This is a genomic window from Sulfurivermis fontis, assembly GCF_004001245.1.
Classification (GTDB): domain Bacteria; phylum Pseudomonadota; class Gammaproteobacteria; order Thiohalomonadales; family Thiohalomonadaceae; genus Sulfurivermis; species Sulfurivermis fontis.
The window spans coordinates 368,566-388,714 of the sequence record NZ_AP018724.1 but is presented as its reverse complement, the minus strand read 5'-3'; the positions used below and the strand labels follow the sequence as shown (position 1 = coordinate 388,714).

The 20,149-nt window shown below is 63.6% G+C and carries 18 protein-coding genes; 11 read left to right on the top strand and 7 right to left on the bottom strand.

Going from position 1 to position 20,149, the window contains the following annotated elements:
- Nucleotides 1-22 precede the first annotated feature (22 nt).
- The gene (locus tag EP379_RS02015; protein WP_127475277.1) at nt 23-961 is read right to left on the bottom strand and encodes a bile acid:sodium symporter family protein; all 939 of its coding nucleotides are present in this window, start codon (nt 959-961) and stop codon (nt 23-25) included.
- 6 nt (nt 962-967) lie between these two features.
- Entirely contained in the window at nt 968-1,651 is a 684-nt protein-coding gene (locus tag EP379_RS02010; protein ID WP_172600350.1) for an MlaC/ttg2D family ABC transporter substrate-binding protein, read from the bottom strand.
- Between the two features lie 111 nt (nt 1,652-1,762).
- On the opposite strand from EP379_RS02010, the gene trhP reads away from it, so the two are divergent.
- Nucleotides 1,763-3,040 (top strand): prephenate-dependent tRNA uridine(34) hydroxylase TrhP, encoded by a 1,278-nt coding sequence (gene trhP, locus EP379_RS02005; RefSeq protein WP_127475272.1) that lies wholly within the window; start codon nt 1,763-1,765, stop codon nt 3,038-3,040.
- A gap of 64 nt (nt 3,041-3,104) precedes the next feature.
- On the opposite strand, the gene EP379_RS02000 is transcribed toward trhP, so the two are convergent.
- The gene (locus EP379_RS02000; RefSeq protein WP_172600349.1) at nt 3,105-4,328 is read right to left on the bottom strand and encodes a GGDEF domain-containing protein; all 1,224 of its coding nucleotides are present in this window, start codon (nt 4,326-4,328) and stop codon (nt 3,105-3,107) included.
- A 145-nt stretch (nt 4,329-4,473) separates the two neighbouring features.
- On the opposite strand from EP379_RS02000, the gene hemB reads away from it, so the two are divergent.
- From hemB to aroE, 4 genes are all read left to right on the top strand, one after another.
- Complete coding sequence (gene hemB, locus EP379_RS01995; RefSeq protein WP_269471030.1) at nt 4,474-5,487, top strand: porphobilinogen synthase; 1,014 nt, start codon at nt 4,474-4,476, stop codon at nt 5,485-5,487.
- A gap of 152 nt (nt 5,488-5,639) precedes the next feature.
- Complete coding sequence (locus tag EP379_RS01990; protein WP_127475268.1) at nt 5,640-6,320, top strand: TIGR00153 family protein; 681 nt, start codon at nt 5,640-5,642, stop codon at nt 6,318-6,320.
- Between the two features lie 13 nt (nt 6,321-6,333).
- The gene (locus EP379_RS01985; RefSeq protein WP_127475266.1) at nt 6,334-7,587 is read left to right on the top strand and encodes an inorganic phosphate transporter; all 1,254 of its coding nucleotides are present in this window, start codon (nt 6,334-6,336) and stop codon (nt 7,585-7,587) included.
- Nucleotides 7,588-7,721: 134 nt separating this feature from the next.
- The gene (gene aroE / locus EP379_RS01980) at nt 7,722-8,534 is read left to right on the top strand and encodes a shikimate dehydrogenase (RefSeq protein ID WP_127475264.1); all 813 of its coding nucleotides are present in this window, start codon (nt 7,722-7,724) and stop codon (nt 8,532-8,534) included.
- Here aroE and EP379_RS01975 read toward each other — a convergent pair.
- From EP379_RS01975 to EP379_RS01965, 3 genes are read right to left on the bottom strand one after another with little or no spacing between them, the layout of a single operon-like run.
- Nucleotides 8,531-8,860: an RNA-binding protein gene (locus tag EP379_RS01975; RefSeq protein WP_127475262.1), complete on the bottom strand. Its 330-nt coding sequence runs from the start codon at nt 8,858-8,860 to the stop codon at nt 8,531-8,533. The two genes, aroE and EP379_RS01975, sit on opposite strands and share 4 nt — an antisense overlap.
- A gap of 19 nt (nt 8,861-8,879) precedes the next feature.
- Nucleotides 8,880-9,314 (bottom strand): RNA recognition motif domain-containing protein, encoded by a 435-nt coding sequence (locus EP379_RS01970; protein WP_127475260.1) that lies wholly within the window; start codon nt 9,312-9,314, stop codon nt 8,880-8,882.
- A 24-nt stretch (nt 9,315-9,338) separates the two neighbouring features.
- Nucleotides 9,339-9,866, bottom strand: coding sequence for a gamma carbonic anhydrase family protein (locus EP379_RS01965; RefSeq protein ID WP_127475258.1), 528 nt, complete (start codon nt 9,864-9,866; stop codon nt 9,339-9,341).
- A gap of 135 nt (nt 9,867-10,001) precedes the next feature.
- On the opposite strand from EP379_RS01965, the gene EP379_RS01960 reads away from it, so the two are divergent.
- The 4 genes from EP379_RS01960 to EP379_RS01945 are packed head-to-tail and all read left to right on the top strand — an operon-like array spanning nt 10,002 to nt 16,756.
- The gene (locus EP379_RS01960; protein WP_127475256.1) at nt 10,002-11,168 is read left to right on the top strand and encodes an ABC transporter substrate-binding protein; all 1,167 of its coding nucleotides are present in this window, start codon (nt 10,002-10,004) and stop codon (nt 11,166-11,168) included.
- Nucleotides 11,165-14,266, top strand: a complete 3,102-nt coding sequence (locus tag EP379_RS01955) for a bifunctional diguanylate cyclase/phosphodiesterase (RefSeq protein WP_127475254.1) — start codon at nt 11,165-11,167, stop codon at nt 14,264-14,266. The genes EP379_RS01960 and EP379_RS01955 overlap by 4 nt, the downstream gene beginning before the upstream one ends.
- A gap of 37 nt (nt 14,267-14,303) precedes the next feature.
- Complete coding sequence (locus tag EP379_RS01950; RefSeq protein WP_172600348.1) at nt 14,304-15,164, top strand: HDOD domain-containing protein; 861 nt, start codon at nt 14,304-14,306, stop codon at nt 15,162-15,164.
- Between the two features lie 5 nt (nt 15,165-15,169).
- The gene (locus tag EP379_RS01945) at nt 15,170-16,756 is read left to right on the top strand and encodes a diguanylate cyclase domain-containing protein (protein ID WP_127475248.1); all 1,587 of its coding nucleotides are present in this window, start codon (nt 15,170-15,172) and stop codon (nt 16,754-16,756) included.
- Between the two features lie 32 nt (nt 16,757-16,788).
- On the opposite strand, the gene gorA is transcribed toward EP379_RS01945, so the two are convergent.
- On the bottom strand, nt 16,789-18,141 hold the full coding sequence (gene gorA / locus EP379_RS01940) for a glutathione-disulfide reductase (protein ID WP_127475246.1): 1,353 nt from the start codon (nt 18,139-18,141) through the stop codon (nt 16,789-16,791).
- 121 nt (nt 18,142-18,262) lie between these two features.
- Between gorA and EP379_RS01935 the strand changes: the two genes are divergently transcribed.
- On the top strand, nt 18,263-18,952 hold the full coding sequence (locus EP379_RS01935) for a DUF6901 family protein (RefSeq protein ID WP_127475243.1): 690 nt from the start codon (nt 18,263-18,265) through the stop codon (nt 18,950-18,952).
- A 21-nt stretch (nt 18,953-18,973) separates the two neighbouring features.
- Nucleotides 18,974-20,140 carry a GGDEF domain-containing protein gene (locus EP379_RS01930; protein ID WP_127475241.1) on the top strand — a complete coding sequence of 389 codons (1,167 nt, stop codon included), beginning with the start codon at nt 18,974-18,976 and terminating at the stop codon, nt 20,138-20,140.
- The last annotated feature ends 9 nt before the right edge of the window (nt 20,141-20,149 follow it).

Sequence of the window (20,149 nt, the reverse complement as noted above, 5' to 3'; positions counted from 1 at the left end):
CCGAGGGCGTAATGTTACACCATCACGGCGTCAGCACTGCCGTGCGGTGACGGGTGCGGCGGAAATAGCTGGCCGCCCCGGCGGAGGTGATGATGCACCACACTGCGAACAGGGCGCCGGGCAGGGCCGTCTCCGGCGCGAAATGCTTGAGGGCGAGGGCCACACCGAGACCGGCGTTCTGCATGCCGATCTCGATGGCCAGGGTCAGGCGGTGGCGGAGATCGAAGCCGAACCAGCGCGCCGCCTGCCAGCCCAACACATAACCCAGGGCGTTGAGCAGCACCACCAGCAGGAACACCTGCCCCCCCACCTCCGCCAGGCGCGCCTGATTGGCGGCCACGGCATAGCTGCAGATGATGACGATGGCGACGGCGGCCACCGCCGGGGCGATCTCCTGCGCCAGGGTGAGCCGCTTGCCAAGCACCTGCCGCAGCCCCATGCCGGCGATGAGCGGTGCCACCACGGTCATCAGGATGGTCTGCATCATGGGCCAGAACGGGATGTCGAGGAAGGCGCTGCCCAGCCACTGCACCAGCAGCGGGGTCAGCAGCGGCGACAGCAGGGTGGACAGGATGGTGAGGGCGATGGAATAGGCCACCGCGCCGCCGGCCAGGTAGACGATGACGTTGCTGGCCATGGCACCAGGGGCGCAGCCAACGATGACGAAGCCCAGCGCCAGCGCCGGCGGCAGTCCGCCGAAGGCGGCGGCGGCAAAGCCCAGCAGGGGCATCAGGGTGTACTGGGCGGCGAGACCGGCAAACAGGGCGCGCGGCCGCCCCAGGGTGGCCTGCATGTCGGCCGGGTCCAGCACCACACCGAGGGCAAACATGGTGGCGGCGAACAGCCACAGGAAGACGTCCTTGAATACCAGGAACAGCCCCGGTTCCAGATAGGCGGCAACGGCCCCTGCCAGCGTCAGCGGCGCCAGGCCGTTGGCAATCAGCCGCAGCAGGGCGAGCATACGGGCTTATTGCGCCGGCTTCTTGCCGTTGACCACCTGCTCCAGCAGCGCCTGGTTGCGCTCCTCCAGGCGGGCGATGAGGCCGTCGATGCCCACCTGGGTGATCTCCTGGGCAAAGGAGGTGCGGTAGTTGGTGACCAGACTGACGCCTTCCACGGTCACGTCGTAGACCTTCCAGTCGCCGTCGCGGTTGTGCACGGCGAACAGCACCTGCACCACCTTGCCCCCCTCCAGATGCACCTCGGAACGCACGGTGGTGGTGTCGCCCTCGGCCGGGCGGCCGGGCAGGAAGGTAATGATGTCGTCATTACGCGCCAGCAGGTCGTCCAGCTGCTTGGGGTCTTCCAGTAACGCCGCCGTATAGAAACGCACCATCATCACGCGGAAGGCGGCGATGAAGCGCTGGCGCTGTTCCGGCGTGGCCTGGCGCCAGTACTTGCCCAGCACCCAGCCGGACATGCGGGTGAAATCCACGTGGGGGCCGAGCACCTGATCCACCAGGTCGAACATGTACTGTGGCCGCTCACGCACCGCGTCGCGCTCGCGCTTGAGGGTCTCGATCATGCGCTGGCTGACCTCGGTCATCAGCTGCTCCGGCGCCTGCGGCACGCTGGCCGCACCGGCCTTGGCGCCCAGCAGCAGCCCCAGCGCCAGCAGCAGCATCCACAGCGGCTTGCGTGACAGAATCATGGTGTACTCCCTCGTTTTATATGTCTTTAAGGCGTGGCGCAGATTGTCGCCCATCGGCCGCGGACGGGCAATCAGGGGTAGAATAACCGCCCGCAACCCGTATACCACCTCATGAAGACACCCGAACTCCTCGCCCCCGCCGGCAGCCTGCGCCATCTGCGCGTCGCCTATGCCTACGGCGCCGACGCCGTCTATGCCGGCCTGCCGCGCTACTCCCTGCGCGTGCGCAACAACGACTTCGACCTGGAAAAACTGGGGATCGGCATCGAGGAGGCCCATGCCCAGGGCAGACAGTTCTTTCTCGCCAGCAACGTCATGCCGCACAACGCCAAGGTGAAGACCTTCCTGGCCGACATGGCGCCGGTCATCGCCCTCAAGCCCGATGCCCTGATCATGGCCGACCCGGGCCTGATCCTGATGGTGCGCGAGCGCTGGCCGGAGATGCCCGTCCACCTGTCGGTGCAGGCCAACACCGTCAACTACGCCGACGTGCGTTTCTGGCAGCGCCAGGGCATCGCCCGCGTAATCCTGTCGCGCGAGCTGTCGCTGGAGGAGGTGGCGGAGATCCGCCAGAAGTGCCCGGACATGGAGCTGGAGGTGTTCGTGCATGGCGCCCTGTGCATCGCCTACTCCGGCCGCTGCCTGCTGTCCGGCTACTTCAACCACCGCGACCCCAACCAGGGCACCTGCACCAATTCCTGCCGCTGGGACTACCAGGTGCACCAGACGGTCACCGACGCGAGCGGCGACGTGCGCCGCGCCGAGGCGCAGCAGGTCTATCTGCTGGAACAGCGCGAGCACCCCGGCGAGTTGATGCCCATCGAAGAAGACGAGCATGGCACCTACATCATGAACTCCAAAGACCTGCGCGCGGTGGAGCACATCGCCGAACTGGTACGCATCGGCGTCGACTCGCTGAAGATCGAGGGGCGTACCAAGTCCCCCTACTACATCGCCCGCACCACCCAGGCCTACCGCCAGGCCATCGACGATGCCGTCGCCGGCCGCCCCTTCGACACCCGCCTGCTGGCGGAGCTGGAAAACCTGGCCAACCGCGGCTACACCGACGGCTTCTACGTGCGTCACCACACCCAGGACTACCAGAACTACATCAAGGGCGCCTCCAGCGGCGAGCGGCAACAGTTCGTCGGTGAGGTGGACGGCTACGACGCCGCCACGGGGCTGGCCGAGATCGCCGTGAAGAACAAGGTCCGCGTCGGCGACCGCCTGGAATTGATCACCCCGCAGGGCAACCGCAGGTTCGTGCTGGAACGGATGGAAGGTTGCAACGGTGCGGCGCTGGACGAGGCGCCGGGCGGCGGCCACCGCGTGCGCATCCCGCTGCCCGCCGAAGACTACCGCTACGCCCTGCTGGCAAAGGAGCTGTAAACGCAGTTGCGGGTTTCGGATTCCGAAAATCCGGGCGTGGTGATGCCGAAACTCGAAACCAGGATTACCCTTCCACCCTGTTCCGACCCGCCGCCTTGCCGCGGTACAGCGCCGCATCGGCGCGTGCCAGCAACTCATCGAGACTGAGGTCTTCGCCGGGCGCGCAGGCGGCCACGCCGAGGGTGGCGGTGAGGGTAAGCTCGGTGCCGGGCAGACCGATGCGGCAGGCGGCGATGGCCTGGCGCAGGCGCGCGGCGAACTGACGCGCCCCCTCAAGGCTCGTTTCCGGCAGCAGGACGGCGAACTCTTCGCCACCGAGCCGCCCGACGATGTCGTTGGTGCGCAGCACGTCGCGGCAGGCATCGCCCACCGCGCGCAGCACCTGATCGCCGGCGGCATGACCGTGGCTGTCGTTGACCTCCTTGAAGTGATCCAGGTCCAGCATCACCACCGCCAGGGGGGCGTCATAGCGCAGGGCGCGCTCCCGTTCGCGCTCTGCCAGTTCGAAAAAGCGGCGCCGGTTGGGCAGGCCGGTGAGCTCGTCGGTACGCGCCTGCACCCGCGCCGCCTCCTCCAGCTGGCGGCGCAGCCCCACCTCCTGCTGCAACAGCATGGTCAGGTGTCGGCTGTGGGCGGAGTCGATGAAGGAGAAGCGGCGCAGGCGCGCATGCTGCACCGAGGTGACGACGCAAAAAATCAGCGTTACCACAAAGAACAGTACTGCCAGCGGCAACTGATGCGGCGGCGGCGGAAAGAACAGCAGGGTCTCGATACCCAGGGCTGCGACCGCGAAGGCCGTCGCCAACAGGCGATGGTTCAGCGTGCTCGGAATGAAAAAGAAGGCGCCCACCATCATCACCAGCAGGCCGGGATAGATCTCGAGAAACTCGCGCTGGCTCACCGGATACAGCAGCAGGGCATTGCCCAGCACCACAAAGAAAAACAGCAGGGTCAGTCGGTACAACTGCGGCGGATGCAGCGGATGGCGCAGCAGCCACCAGCCCAGCCCCCAACAGAAGGCCAGCACGCCGAAGCGCAGCGCGGCATTGATCCAGAACAGGGCGCTGAAGCCGAGCAGGAGGTGGTCGGAGATGACGAAGGCGAAGTACAGCGGACCGGTAACGAAGAGGGCGATGATGAAGTGGCGCAGCTCGGCAGCACCGACATGCGCGCCGAAGGCCGCCTCCGCCGCCGGATCGACGAATTCGCCGCTCCAGCGGCTGAGCGTCACGGCATAGGACAGATTGCCGCCATTGCCCCCTGCTGCTCCGGTATTCTCCCCGTTCATGCCACTGCCTGTGCCGATTTTCCCTGGACCTGCCTGCATCATACCGGGGGACCCCCGGCGGCGTCGACACGATGCTTCTGAGCGGGCCGGGCGCGGTGGTACACTGTGCGCCTTTCAAACGACCCCAAGCGCTGAGGAATTCCCCGTGAGCCAGCCCGAAACCAGCCATGGCGCCTTTCCCTGGACCCGCATGCGCCGCATGCGCCGTGACGATTTCTCCCGCCGCCTGATGCGGGAGTCCACCCTCAGCGCCAATGACCTGATCTGCCCCCTGTTCGTGCTGGAAGGCAGCAACCGCCGCGAGGCGGTGGCCTCCATGCCCGGCGTCGAGCGTCTGTCCATCGACCTGCTGCTGCGCGAGGCCGAGGCCCTGCACCGCCTGGGTGTGCCGGCGGTAGCCCTGTTCCCGGTGACCCCACCGGAGAAGAAGTCCCTGGATGCCGCCGAGGCGTGGAACCCGGAGGGTCTTGCCCAGCGCACCGTGCGGGCCCTGAAACAGGAATTCCCCGAGTTGGGCGTGATCACCGACGTTGCCCTCGACCCCTTCACCACCCACGGCCAGGACGGCCTCATCGACGCCACCGGCTACGTCATGAACGACGAGACGGTGGCGGCCCTGGTGCAGCAGGCGTTGTCCCATGCGGAGGCCGGCGCCGACGTGGTGGCCCCCTCGGACATGATGGACGGCCGCATCGGCGACATCCGCGAGGCGCTGGAATCCGCCGGCCACATCCACACCCGCATCCTGGCCTACTCCGCCAAGTACGCCTCCAGCTTCTACGGCCCGTTCCGCGACGCCGTCGGCTCCGCCGGCAACCTGGGCAAGGGCAACAAGTACACCTACCAGATGGACCCGGCCAACAGTGACGAGGCCCTGCGCGAGGTGGCGCTGGACCTGGACGAGGGCGCCGACATGGTGATGGTCAAGCCGGGCATGCCGTATCTCGACATCGTGCGCCGGGTGAAGGACCAGTTCGGCGTGCCCACCTTCGCCTACCAGGTGAGCGGCGAGTACGCCATGCTGATGGCGGCGGCGCAGAACGGCTGGCTGGACGAGGAGGCGGTGATCATGGAGTCACTGCTCGCCTTCAAACGCGCCGGCGCCGATGGCATCCTGACCTACTTCGCGCGCCGCGCGGCGGAATGGATCAAGGAATAGGGACGAGATACAAGGATGGGGGGCGCGACGCGCATGCCCAATCAATTACACGAGCGTAGCGAGTCCATCCCCCGCTTCTCGTACCTCGCATCGCGTACCTGGTCTCTGAGCCCCGGGTTTCAAACGACTACCACAATCTAACGAGAACCATCATGGCCCCGAAAAGCTTCGTCTTCAGCATGTTCGGCTCCTCGCCGGTCAGCCCCCTGCAGCAGCACATGGGCAAGGTGCAATCCTGCGTGCAGGAAATCATTCCGTTCCTGGAGGCGGCCCTGGCGCAGGACTGGACGCGGGCACGCGAGGTGCAAAAGCGCATCGCGGTGCTGGAGGGTGAGGCCGATGCCCTGAAGAAGGAACTGCGCCTGCACCTGCCGCGCGGCTGGATGATGCCGGTATCGCGCCGCGACGTGCTGGAGGCGCTGCGCATGCAGGACAAGATCGCCAACAAGACCAAGGATATCGCCGGCCTGATCATCGGCCGCCGCATGGTGTTCCCGGCGGAGATCGCCGCCAAGCTGCTGGAGTTCGCCCGCCGCTGCATCGACGCCACCGCCCAGGCACAACTGGCCATCAACGAGCTGGACGAGTTGGTGGAGACCGGCTTCCGCGGCCACGAGGTGGAGCTGGTGGAAAAGATGATCACCGAACTGGACGCCATCGAGGCCGACACCGACGCCCTGCAGGTGGAGGTGCGCGACCTGCTGTTCGCCAAGGAGAAGGAGCTGTACGCCGTCGACGTGATGTTCATGTACAACGTCATCGAGTGGATTGGTGACCTGGGCGACCTGGCCCAGCGCGTGGGCAGCCGCCTGCTGATGATGCTGGCACGCTAGGGAGGGCGCCACGATGGAATACGCAACGATCTACATCGTGCTGGCGGTCGCCTTCGGCCTGTTCATGGCCTGGGGCGTCGGTGCCAACGACGTCGCCAACGCCATGGGGACTTCGGTGGGTTCCGGCGCCCTCACCGCGCGCCAGGCCATCGTCATCGCCGCCATCTTCGAGTTCACCGGCGCCTACCTCGCCGGCGGCGCGGTCACCGAAACCATCCGCAGCGGCATGATCGACGCCAATCTGCTGGCGGGTCAGCCGGAGCTGCTGGTCTACGGCATGCTGGCTTCGCTGCTCGCCGCCGCCATCTGGCTGCTGGTGGCCTCCCACTTCGGCTGGCCGGTGTCCACCACCCACTCCATCGTCGGCGCCATCGTCGGCTTCGCCGCCGTCGGCCTCGGCATGGAGGCGGTGAAATGGGGCAAGATCGGTTCCATCGTGATGAGCTGGGTGATCTCCCCGGCCCTGGCCGGTATCATCGCCTACTGGCTGTTCCAGAGCGTGCAGAAGTTCATCCTCGACACCGAGAACCCGCTCAAGAACGCCAAGCGCTACGTTCCCGTCTACATCTTCCTGGTCGGCTTCATCGTCGCCCTGGTGACCCTGACCAAGGGCCTCAAGCACGTCGGCCTGCACATCAGCACCGGCCAGAGCTATCTCTATGCCGTGATTACCGGAGCGGTCACCATGCTCATCGGCATCTACGCCATCTCGCGCCTGCGCTTCGACCCCAAGGCGGACCGCGACTTCCACTTCGCCAACGTGGAAAAGGTATTCGGCGTACTGATGATCGTCACCGCCTGCGCCATGGCCTTCGCCCACGGCTCCAACGACGTGGCCAATGCCGTCGGCCCGCTGGCCGCGATAATCAGCGTGATCCAGAGCGGCGGCGAGGTGGCGAGCAAGGCCGCCATGCCGGCCTGGGTGCTGCTGCTGGGCGGCATCGGCATCGTCTTCGGCCTGGCCACCTTCGGCTACAAGGTGATGGCCACCGTCGGCCGCGGCATCACCGAACTGACGCCCAGCCGCGGCTTTGCCGCCACCCTGGCCGCCGCCGGCACCGTGGTGCTCGCCTCCGGCACCGGCCTGCCCATCTCCACCACCCACACCCTGGTGGGCGGTGTGCTCGGCGTCGGCCTGGCGCGCGGCATCGCGGCGCTGAACCTGGAGGTGGTGCGCGCCATCTTCCTGTCGTGGATCGTCACCCTGCCCGCCGGTGCCATCCTGGCCATCGTGTTCTTCTTCCTGCTGAAGGGAATCTTCGGCTGATGAAGACAGAGGCGAGGGACGAGACACGATGACGTGTCGCACGGCTGATTTGAGTCAATACAACACGCGCGCGCCGAACTCATTTCTCGTTCCTTGTCCTTCGTACCTCTCCGCCTGACATGAGGTTCTCGGAAATGACGGATCGTTACGCGGTGATGGGCAACCCCATCGCCCACAGCAAATCACCGTACATCCACGCCCGCTTCGCCGAGCAAACCGACCAGGATCTCAGCTATGAAGCGATCCTGGTGGAGCTGGGCGACTTTCCCGCCGCCGTGGCGCGCTTCCGCGCCGCCGGCGGCCTGGGGCTGAACGTCACCGTCCCCTTCAAACAGGAGGCCTGGGCGCTGGCGACGCGGCGCAGCGGTCGCGCCGAGCGGGCCGGGGCGGTGAACACCCTGCGTTGGGAGGCCGATGGTAGTCTGTTCGGCGACAACACCGACGGCGTCGGCCTGGTTCGGGACCTCAAGGACAACCACGGCGTGCCGCTCGCCGGCCGCCGCCTGCTGCTGCTCGGTGCCGGTGGCGCGGTGCGCGGCGTGCTGGAACCGCTGCTGGCGGAAAGACCGGCGACACTGACCATCGCCAACCGTACCGTGGCCAAGGCCGAAGAGCTGGCCGCCGCCTTCGCCGATCTGGGACCGCTTCAGGCCAGCAGCTTCGCCGCCCTGGCAGGACAACAGTTCGACGTGGTGATCAACGGCACCGCTGCCAGCCTGCAAGGGGAGGTTCCGCCCCTGCCCGACGGCATCCTCGCCCCCGGCGCGGTGTGCTACGACATGATGTACGGCAAGGAGCCGACACCGTTCCTGCGCTGGGCCATGGCGGCCGGTGCGGCGCAGGCGGTGGACGGCCTGGGGATGCTGGTGGAACAGGCGGCGGAGGCCTTTTTTCTCTGGCGCGGCGTCCGGCCGGCTAGCGCCGAGGTGATCGCCGCGCTGCGCTAGGTCCTGTCGGATTCAAGCGGTGGGGCGTTGTGACGCCGTTCGCCGTAGCGCCGCTCCCGACCGCTCCAGCTACGTACGCGATGGTGACGGCCGCGGCGCTCGTTGGCCACGTCGCGCGGCAGAAATTCACGCACCTCGATGGGCCGGCCACGCAACGGGCGACCGTGCAACTGTTGCACGGCGCGCAGAGCCAACCGATCCGGGATGACCGTCGCCACGGCATACCCGCGCGCCAGCCGCCAGCGCATGGGGCGGCAGCACAGGAACAACACATCCAGTTCGGCGGGACTGATGCCCTCGGGCAGATTGCCTACGAACAATTCCATGATCGTCTTACCGTGGTGCTCAGGTGGTTTTGGTGGCCAGGTCGCGGTATCCCTGAATCACTATGCGCTCCTTTTCCTCCGGCGCCGCCTCGGCAAACGGGTCCGGCTCGGCCGCCTTGACGCTGCCCTGGCGCCGTTCCGCGCCACGCCGCTCAACGCCCTGCCACGGCCGGTTGCGCCAGCCCAGAGCACGGCGCTCGTTGCTGTAGCTGCGATAGCGGTATTCCCGCACATTCAGGACAAGACCGAAGAGTTGAGAGCCATTCAGCTTCTTGATGGCCTTCTGGGCCAGCCGGTCGGAGGAGAAGGTGCAGACGGCATGACAACCGATCTCCCCATTCTTGCGGTTGTGCTGCTGCAGCTTGATCTGGACCCGGCGGTCGAACGGCGCCAGCAGCCGCTCGATGTCAGCGACCTTCACGGTCTTGGGCAGATTACCCACGAATACTTCCATGTAACCCTCCTTGCATGATTCGGGCTAGGCCCGGTAGGTCTCCTTGAGGCGGACATAATGCGCCGCTGAATAGGCGAAGCGCTCACGTTCGGCCTCCGTCAGCGGGCGCACCCGCCGGGCCGGACTCCCCATCCAAAGATAGCCGCCCTGCAGGATTTTGCCCGGCGGCACCAGGCTGCCGGCGCCGAGCAGGACATAAGGCTCCAGCAGGGCCCCGTCCAGAACGATGGAGCCTAGGCCAATCAGGCAATTATCTCCGATATTACAACCATGCAGGGTGACGTTGTGCCCCACCGTGACGTCGTTGCCGATAATCAGCGGATGCCCCTGCGGCACTTCGCCGTGACCGTGGGTCACGTGCAGCACCGTGCCGTCCTGGATATTGCTGCGTTCCCCGATGCGGATGTAGTTGACGTCGCCGCGCGCCACCGCCATCGGCCACAGCGAACTGTCCGCACCGATCACCACGTCGCCGATCACCACCGCCTGCGGATCGACATAGGCCGAGGCGTGAATCACCGGCATAACCATGCTGTACGGTCGGATATTCATTGGTCATAGGTCCGTTCAGGCCTGGGGCGTTGTACGGTAACGCCACCGCTATATTATAATTCCACGCCCGGAGGAGACGGGCCCCATCCAAACCGACGACAGGGATGCACCATTTGAAACACTGAGCATCCTGGCGTGCGCCTACTGAGTCTGCTGTGCCTGTTGTTGTCCCTCCCACCCGCCTATGGCGGGGCCCCGGTATATATCGGCTTTGATGCCGAAATTAGCCACCGCACCAGCACCTCCGATGAAGCCATCGCCCTCGGCCTGGAACTGGCTGTTGCCGAGATCAATGCCAGCGGCGGCGTGCTGGGTGGCCGCCCCTTGCAACTCATCATCAAGGACAACCGCTCGGTACCGGCGCGCGGTATCGAAAACATCGAGGATTTCGCCGCCCAGCCAGACTTGGTGGCGGTATTCTGCGGCAAATTCAGTCCGGTGGTTCTAGAGCAGCTCGAAACTATCCACCGTCTCGGCATCCCGCTCCTCGATCCCTGGGCTGCCGCCGATAACATCGTCGACAACGGTCATCAACCCAATTACGTTTTCCGGCTTTCGCTCCGGGATAGCTGGGCGATGCCTGTAATGCTCAACCATCTGCGTCGCAAAGGCATACGCCGTATCGGCGTGTTGCTACCCAACACGGCCTGGGGACGCAGCAGCTTGCAGGCTCTGGAGGCAGTGCGCGATCAGGCGCCCGAAGTCACCCGTATCCGCTGGTACAACTGGGGTGACCAATCGATGCTGGAACACTACCGCGCCCTGCTGGATACTGGCGCCGAAGGTATCGTGCTTGTCGCCAACGAGATGGAAGGCTCGATACTGGTACGCGAACTGGCAACACTGCCGGAGCACCAGCGCCTGCCCATCGCCAGCCATTGGGGTATCAGCGGTGGCGACTTTCCGGCCATGACCGGCCCGGCGTTGCAGCAAGTCGATCTTGCCGTGGTGCAGACCTACAGTTTTCATACGCCGTCACGTCCGCAGCCGGCGACACGTCTGCTTGCCGCATTGAAAGAACACCACGGCATTACCAGTGCCGGGCAAATAGCTTCACCGGTGGGGCTGGCCCACGCCTACGATCTGACCCACATCCTGGCGCGCGCCATCAACCTGGCCGGGAGTACCGATCGCGCCAAGATCCGCGACGCCCTGGAACAGGTTCGTGATTACAGCGGCCTGATCAAACATTGGCCTAGGCCATTCAGCCACGACAACCATGAGGCATTGGCTCCGGCAGATGTGTTCATGGCCCGCTACCGCCACGATGGCGCACTGGTTCACGTGGAGCAAGCGCAATGAAGTCCCCATTGCTGGAACGTCTTGAACGCTGGATGGGTGCCAGCATCGCCAACCGCATTCTGGCAGCGGCACTGACCGTGGCCACTGTAGCCCTGACACTGACCGGTCTGATGTCCTATAGCTTCAGCCGCCACCTGCTGCAACGACAAATCGAGCAGGAGCACGCCGCTACCGCTGCCCTGCTGACACAGCGTCTCGAGTTGCGCCTGAACCAAATCGGTGAGGAAATGCGGGCATTGGCCAGCAACACCCTGGCGGTCAACGCCCTGCTAGACTCTGCCGGACGCGACGGCTATCTCCTGCCCTTCCTGCGCGAGTTTCATACGGCCTCCCTGGCGCCTGCCGCGCTCTGCTTGCATGACTTCCGTGGCCACGCCCTGGCCTGCAACCGCCCGGAACACGAACTGACACTATCGGACCCGGCATGGCACCACCAAGTGATGGGGGAGAACCGCCACCATACCGCATGGCTTCCCGACGGACAGGGCCTGCTGCTGGCCCTGCCGGTATTCTATCCAGGAACCGGCCAGCCCGAAGGAATGATTGTGGCGCGTTTCAGCCTGGAGCAATTATTCTCCGATATATTCGCTCTCGCCGGTGAACGTACGGCACGCATCACCTCGGATGGGAAAAATCTCCTGGCCTGCGCGCGTTGTTCCGATCCTCCCGCAGCACTGTTGCTCACCCGTAACACACTGGCCCTGGCATCACCTTTTGACGGACTGCACCTCGACCTCTGGGTAGGCGAACCGCGCAATGCCGCCTTTGCCTCGCTTACCCAGCTGACCTACAGCTATCTGATACTGGCCGTCCTGATCCTGCTAGTGGTATTTTTCGCCGCCCGCACCATCGCCCGACGCATTACCCAACCCTTGGCAATACTTTCCCGCAATGCCGAGCAGGTCGCGCAAAATATTCACCATGAATTGAACACCGCAACGACCGGCGCCGATGAGTTGGGGCAATTGTCCGCCTCTTTCCGCCACATGCTGCAAAGCCTGCGCTCGGCGCATGCCGAACTGGAACAACGCGTGGAGGAACGCACCGCCGCCCTGCGTGCCCAGCGCAATGATTATCAGGTAATTTTCGATTCGGTTCCGGCATTCATCTGGTATTTCGATCGCAATGGCCGCGTACTGCGTGCCAACCAACGCGCGGCAGACTTCCTTGGTCTGCGCATCAGCCAACTGCTCGGCAAAACCATATTCGAACTATTCCCTGCCGACTTCGCCGCACGTTGCCAGACCAGCAACCTTGAGGTAATCAACACCGGCAGGGAACAGGTGAATCTGGTGGAGCCGCTGCTGCAACCAGACGGAGCCTTGCTCTGGCTGCGTCTTGACAAGGCTCCGTTCTGTGATGCGTCCGGAGCAATCTCCGGCGTCGTAGTGTTCTCCAGCGACATCAGCGCCGAGATCAAGGCACAGGAACATACCCGCCTTACGGCCAAGGTATTCGACAACACCTTGGAGGGCATCGTCATTACCGACGCGGAAATGCACATCGTCGCCGTCAACCGGGCCTTCTGCCGCATCACCGGTTATGAGCAGCACGAGGTATTGGGTCGCAGCGCGCGCCTGCTCGCCTCGGGAGCCCAGGGCCATGTCTTTTACCGTAATTTCTGGCGCACTATTCGCCGCCAGGGAGAATGGCGGGGCGAGCTATGGAATCGGCGCAAAGGCGGCCAAGTATTCGCGGAATACCTGTCAGTCAGCACCGTCCGCGATAACCGGGGCAGGATTACGCATTATGTCGGCGTATTCTCCGATATCACCACTCTGAAGCGTACTGAACAGCGGCTGGCACAGATGGCCTATTACGACCCGCTGACCAATCTACCCAATCGCGCCCTGTTCACCGAACGCTTGCAGCAGTCACTCACCAAGCGTAAACGCGACCCCAGTCCGCTGGGGGTGATGTTCATCGATCTGGATCGTTTCAAAACCATTAACGACACATTGGGGCACGAAGCGGGAGACCAGCTACTCCAGCAGGTGGCAAAAAAATTGCGGGACTGTCTGCGCGAGCAGGATACCGTAGCGCGCCTCGGCGGCGACGAGTTCATCGTGCTACTGGAAAAGCCCGGAGATGAAAGACACGTGGCACGCATCGCTGAGCGTATGCTCAAGGCACTGGCCAGACCGTTCCATTTCTGTGGTCAGGAAGTGTTCAGCGGCGCCAGTATTGGTATTGCCATGTACCCCGCTGACGGCACTGATCTCGAAACGCTGCTCAAGAACGCCGATACCGCCATGTACCGGGCAAAAAACACCGGGCGCAACCAATACTTATTCTATCAGGCGGAGATGAATGCCGCCTCTCACGCGCGCCTGCGTCTGGAATCCGAGTTACGCCGCGCCCTGCGTGAAAATGAATTCACCCTGTTGTTCCAACCGCAGATCGACATCGCCAGCGGCCATATCAGTGGTGCCGAAGTACTGGTCCGCTGGAACCACCCTGAACGCGGCCTGCTACCACCGGCGGAGTTCCTGGCCATTGCCGAGGAAAGTGGAGCGATCATCGATATCGATCGCTGGGTTCTGCGTACCGCCTGCAATCACTACCTCGGCTGGCGTAAGGAGGGGCTGAAGGGTATCCATTTGGCAGTCAATCTGTCCGGTCGCCACATCTTGCAGCGTAAACTCTCCAAGGAAATACGCGATATTCTGGGTGAACACAGCCTGCCAGGGGACTGGCTGGAACTGGAATTCACAGAAACCAGTCTGATCCAGGATAGCGAAGATGTGCGGGGAACCCTGCAGGATATCCGTTCCCTGGGCGTGCGTATCGCCATTGATGACTTCGGTACCGGCTACTCCAGCCTGCTATATCTCAAGCGTTTCCCGATAGATGTACTGAAGATCGATCAATCCTTCGTGCGCGGTCTACCTGACAATGCGGAAGATATCTCCATCATCGACGCGATCCTCGCCATGGCCAGCCGCCTCAAATTGCAGGTCGTGGCTGAAGGAGTGGAGCAGGCCGGCCAGGCCGGTTACCTGCATGCCAACGGCTGCCCCCAGGCCCAAGGGTATTACTATGGCCGCCCCATGGCTGCCGCAGACTTCGCCAATCTTTACCGGGGCCAGCTACACTGATATTTTCCGTTCCAGACGCGATGCGCACACGAATGGCATGACAGACAAACACATCCGCCAGCTGGTACAGCGACAAAAAGAACTACCGACGCTGTCCAATATGGCACAACGCATCCTCACTGCCTTCGATACCGACGATCTGGATGTGGAGCGTATCGTCTCGGTGTTGGAGAAGTGCCCCACCATCACAGCCCGCTTGTTGGGCCTGGCAAACTCGGCGTTCTTCGGCCACAGCGGACGCATCCATTCATTACGCGATGCCGTATTCGTGCTGGGACTGGTCACCGTCAAAAGCATGGCTATGGGTATGGCCATCGCCGGCTCCCTCGATACCAGTCGCTGTCCTGCCTTTGACGTGGAGCGTTACTGGATGACGGCCATGACCACAGCCCTGCTCAGTCAGCAACTCTACACAGCCATGCCTGCCGAATTGCGCCCCGCCGGTGACAGCGTCTACCTGGCAGGTCTGCTGCACAGTATCGGCCTGCTTGTACTGGTTCACCTCTATCCTGAAGAGATGAACCAAGCGCTTGACAGCTACCGCGCCGCACCAGAGTCACGCCTGGCCGATCATATTCAGGCCGTGCTGAACACCGACCACTACCAAGCCGGCATCTGGCTGGGCAGCCGCTGGCACTTCCCCGATAATTTGCTGCTGGTCATGCAATATCATTACGACCGCAGTTATCGCGGCGAGCATTGGCCCCTGGTACTGCTTAGCGGAGCCTGCGCCCGCTGCGCCAACCAGATGGTTGATGGCCGGCCGCATACCGCCAACGAGGATGCCACGTTTACCCTCTTCGGTATCACTCCGGCTCGCTTGGAGGGTGTATGGCAAAACACCTGCCAACAACTGGAAGCCATTCGTGAGATGTGCCTGATTTTGGCGCGGGCATAATCACCATGACCAACTCGTCACTCGCTGACGCCTCGCGGGAACTCAACCGCCATCTGGTCAACCTGCTGGATTCACTGTCGGCGCTGTTCATTCTCACCGAATTGCCGGCGGCATCGTTGGATGAAAACGCGCTGCTTACCCGCGCCCTTGATGCCCTGCGCCAGAACCAGGATCTGGAGCGCTGCTCCATCTTCCTGCTCACACGGGAAAATGAACTGGTGAATGCGGCAGGATTCAGCTGGGATGATCTCTGGCAGAACGGGGCCGCCACTGAGCGCCAGCAACACCGGTTCCGTATCGGCGAAGGCATCATGGGGCGTGCTGCCGCCAGTGGCGAACTGCAACATTGCCGCTCCTGCGCCGATGACCCGCATTTTTCCGCCCCCATGCCAAACTCGCCACCCCATGGCTCGCTGATCAGTGTGCCGCTGCGTGGGGACGGCAAGGTGATCGGTGTGCTGAATGTGTTTCACCCCGAAAGCGGTTTTTTTGATTTCTGGCACGAACGCCTGTTGCTGCTGTTCGCCAACACCCTGGGACAGCTACTGGCCAATTGCCGTCTGCTGCACCAGCGTGAGCAGATGGTGGCACAACGCACCGAGGAACTGCACCGGACCAATACGGCCCTGCAGCATGAAATCGAAGAGCGCCAGGCCGCCGAGGCACGCTTGGCGGAGGAGCACGCTTTTCTGCAAACCGTCATGGACAGTGTGTTGGAGCCGATCATGGTAATTGGCCCGGATTACCGCGTGCAATTGATGAATCGGGCCGCCGCCGCGCTGAATGGCGACGATGGCTCTGCCCGTTTCTGTTATCAGCTCAGCCACCGGCGCGACAGTCCTTGCGCCACCCCCGAGCATCCCTGCCCAATCGCTGAAGTGGCGAAGAACCGCGCGCCGGTCATTCTCATGCACCAACACTATGACGCGGCAGGCGAACCGCGCATCGTGGAGTTGCAAGCCTCCCCGCTGTGGAATGAAGACGGAACACTGCGAGCTATCGTCGAGAGTTCACGTGATGTGACCGAGCGGGCGCTGGCGGAGGCTGAAATGCGTGAAAAGCAGCAGCAGCTGGCCCACCAAGCGCACCACGACCCTCTCACCGGATTATCCAACCGTATGCTGTTTGCAGCCCATTTGAGCCATGCCCTTGCCCGGGCCCATCGCTACAAGAAAAATCTGGCGCTGCTATTTCTCGATTTGGATGGTTTCAAGGCCGTTAACGATACGTTGGGTCATGCCAGGGGCGATCTCCTGCTGCGGATCGTGGCCGAACGTCTGCAGCGTCATGTTCGCGAAGTCGACATGGTGGCCCGTTTCGGCGGTGATGAATTCACCATCCTGCTGGAGGATGTACACACTACTGACGATGCCGGGCTTGTGGCACGCAACCTGCTGGATGCGCTTTCCCTTCCGTTCCCCCTGGAACAGCACATCGCGTCTATCGGTGCCAGCATCGGTATCAGCTGCTATCCCCACGATGCGCAGGATACGGAAACCCTACTACGCCATGCCGATGCGGCCATGTACCAGGCCAAGGCACAGGGCAAGAACCGCTATTGCTATTACGGACGGGAGGCCACCGACCCGTAGCTGATTTTCTGGCCAGTTGCACGCTGGCTTGATCAGCGCATCGTCACCAGCTCTTCCGCGCTGGTGGGATGCAGGGCCACGGTGTTGTCGAAGTCGCGCTTGGTGGCGCCCATCTTCACCGCCACGGCAAAGCCCTGCAGCATCTCGTCGGCGCCGTTGCCGATGATGTGCACCCCCACCACCTTTTCCTGCACGCCGACGCACACCAGCTTCATCGCCGTCTTGGAGCCGTGGCGGGTGAAGGCGTGGTACATGGGGGTAAAGCGGGTCTGGTATACCTTGACCGACTCCGCGCCGTATTGCGCCCGCGCCTCTTCCTCGGACAGGCCGACGGTGCCGATGGGCGGATGGCTGAACACCACGGTGGGGATGTTTTCGTAATCCAGCTTGCGTTCCGGCTGGCCGCCGAACAGGCGATCGGCCAGGCGACGTGCCGCGGCGATGGCCACCGGCGTGAGCTGGACGCGGCCGGTGACGTCACCCACGGCATAGATGCCGGGCACGTTGGTGTTCTGATATTCGTCGGTGGGGATGTAGCCATGGGGATCGCAGGCGACACCGGCCGCGCCCAGATTGAGATTGGCGGTCTGCGGCGCACGGCCGATGGCCCAGATCAGCGTGTCGAAACCGGCCAGGGTATGGCCGCCGGAACAGTGCAGGGTGAGACGGTCGTCATCACCCTTCACCACCTTCTCGACATTGATGTTGGGCAGGATGTTGACGCCGTGGTTGACCATTTCTTCCATCAGAGTCTCGCGCAGCATGGCGTCGAAATGGCCGAGGAAGTGCTGGCGGCGCAGCAGCAGGTCCACCTCGCTGCCCAGGGCATTGAGCAGGCCGGCCAGCTCCACCGCGATGTAACCGCCCCCCACCACCGCCACGCGCTTGGGCTGCTCGCGCAGGGCGAAGAAGCCGTTGGAATCGATACCATACTCGGCGCCGGGGATGGCAGGAATCAACGGCGCGCCACCCGGCGACACCACGATGTGATCGGCGCTGTAACGCTGGCCGTCCACCTCCAGGGTGTGCGCATCGACGAAGCGGCCATAACCCGGGATCAGATCGATACCCGAGTCCTTGAGATAGCCGCCATACCAGTCGTTGATGTTCTGGATGTAACGCTCACGGGAATTGATGAGCTGTTCCCAGTCGAAATCATTGACCAGCACATCGAAACCGTAGTCGGTGGCATCACGCAGGGCACCGGCGATGCCGGCGGCATTCCACATCACCTTCTTCGGCACGCAACCGACATTGACGCAGGTGCCGCCGATGCGGCCAACCTCGATCACCGCAGCCTTTTTGCCGTACAGGGCGGCACGCTCGGCGGCGGAAAGGCCGCCGCTGCCGGCACCGATGGCGATCAGATCGTAATGTTTGGTCATAATGATACCCTGGGTTGCAAAGGTGATTCGGGTCAGGCGAGCACTGACGCAGTGCAAAGATTCTACAGGCTGCCGCCGCCTGCGACACCCATCTGATATGCTAGCCGACAGGAGGTATGTCATGGACCTGGACATACAATACACCTTCCGTTTTGCCGACGGCCGCGAAGCCAGCTTCGCCATCCGCCTCGACGCGGCCACCCTGGAGCCCACCGTTCCCGTCACGGACGACACGGCGACATGGACCCGGCTCGCCTTTCACCGCTGCAATCATTGCCCCCTCGACGAAACGGTACAGCGGTACTGCCCGCTTGCGCGCTCCCTGGTCGGCACGGTGGCCGTACTGGGTGATGTGCTGTCCTACGATCAGGTGGCAACGGAGGTCATCACGCCGGAACGGCGCATTCTGTGCGACACCTCGGCGCAAAATGCCATCAGCGCCATGATGGGCCTGATCATCGCCACCAGCGGCTGCCCGCACATGGCCTTCTTCAAACCCATGGCGCGCTTTCACCTGCCCTTTGCCAGCGAAGAGGAAACCATGTATCGCGCCGCCAGCATGTACCTGCTGGGACAGTACTTCCGCCAGCAGCAGGGACTGCCGACGGAACTGGGCTTCGAGGGACTGGTCCATCTCTACCGCAACGTGGAAATCGTCAATCGCGCCATGGCCAACCGCCTGCGTGCCGCCGCGCGCGAGGACGGCACGGTGAACGCCCTGGTGCTGCTCGACATGTATGCGAAGACCCTGCCGGCGGTCGTGGAAGAAACCCTACAGGAACTGCGGCCGCTGTATACTGCCTATCTATAACGACAATAACCGAGAATCCAAGTGAACAATTCGGCAGAAGAACTCACCGATCAGGAATGGATTACCGACGAGCCGCGCTCCGGGCTGCGCGAGTGGCTGCTGCGCACCACCCTGCAGGACATGGTCGCGTCGCACAACCATTCACGCGACTTCAACGGCTCCCGCGCCGAATACATCTATCTGCGCGTGCGCCTGCTCAGCTTCGTCTTCGCCCTGCTGGCACCGCTGTGGATTCCTATCGACCTGGTGCTGCTCTCCGGCGCCAGCTTCAAGCAGATGCTGCTGCTGCGCCTGTCCTTCAGCGGCCTGTTCCTGGCCCTGGGACTATGGACCGCGCAGCCCCACAACCTGACCCTGGCACGGCTGCGCGTGGCGCTGTTCATCGCCATTCCGGGCCTGTTCTACATCGGCTCGCGCATCGTGCTCGGTGGCGACGTGCCCGACGCGGGCATCCTCATGGGCTACAGCTTCCTGCCCTATCTGGTGGTCTCGCTGCTGGCGCTGTTCCCCTTCACCCTGATCGAGGGACTGGCCTACGCCATCACCATCGGCCTGGTGGTGCTCGGCACTGAAATCGCCTTCGGCACCCTGTTCACCGTGCGCGCCTTCGGCGAGATCTGGCTGCTCGGCCTGCTCGCCGGCATCGCCATGTGGGCCGAACTGGCACAATTGCACATGCTGCTGCAACTCTACCGCGAGGCCACCCGCGACGCCCTCACCGGCCTGGTCAACCGCGCCGTGCTCACCAAATGGCTGGACCTGGAAGTGGCTCGCGCCCGCGACCGCACGCGCCCGCTGTCGGTGTTACTGCTGGACCTGGACCTGTTCAAGCGCATCAATGACACCTACGGCCACCTCGCCGGCGACATGGTGCTGCAGGTGTTCGCGCGCCTGATGATCCGCGAGATGCCCGGCATCAACCTCATCGGCCGCTACGGTGGTGAGGAATTCCTCGCCATCCTGCCCGGCAAGAGCGAGCAGCAGGCCCTGGACCTGGCCAACCGCATCCGTGCTGCCTGCCACAAGGCACGGGTACGCGGACCGGATAATCAGAGCATCGGCTTCACCGTCAGCATCGGTGTCGCCACGCTGGAGGAGGGCGAAGACGCCGACGCGCTGCTGCAGCGCGTCGACAAGGGCCTGTACCGCGCCAAGGAAGCCGGCCGCGATCTGGCCGTGCTGGCCTGAGCAAGGGGT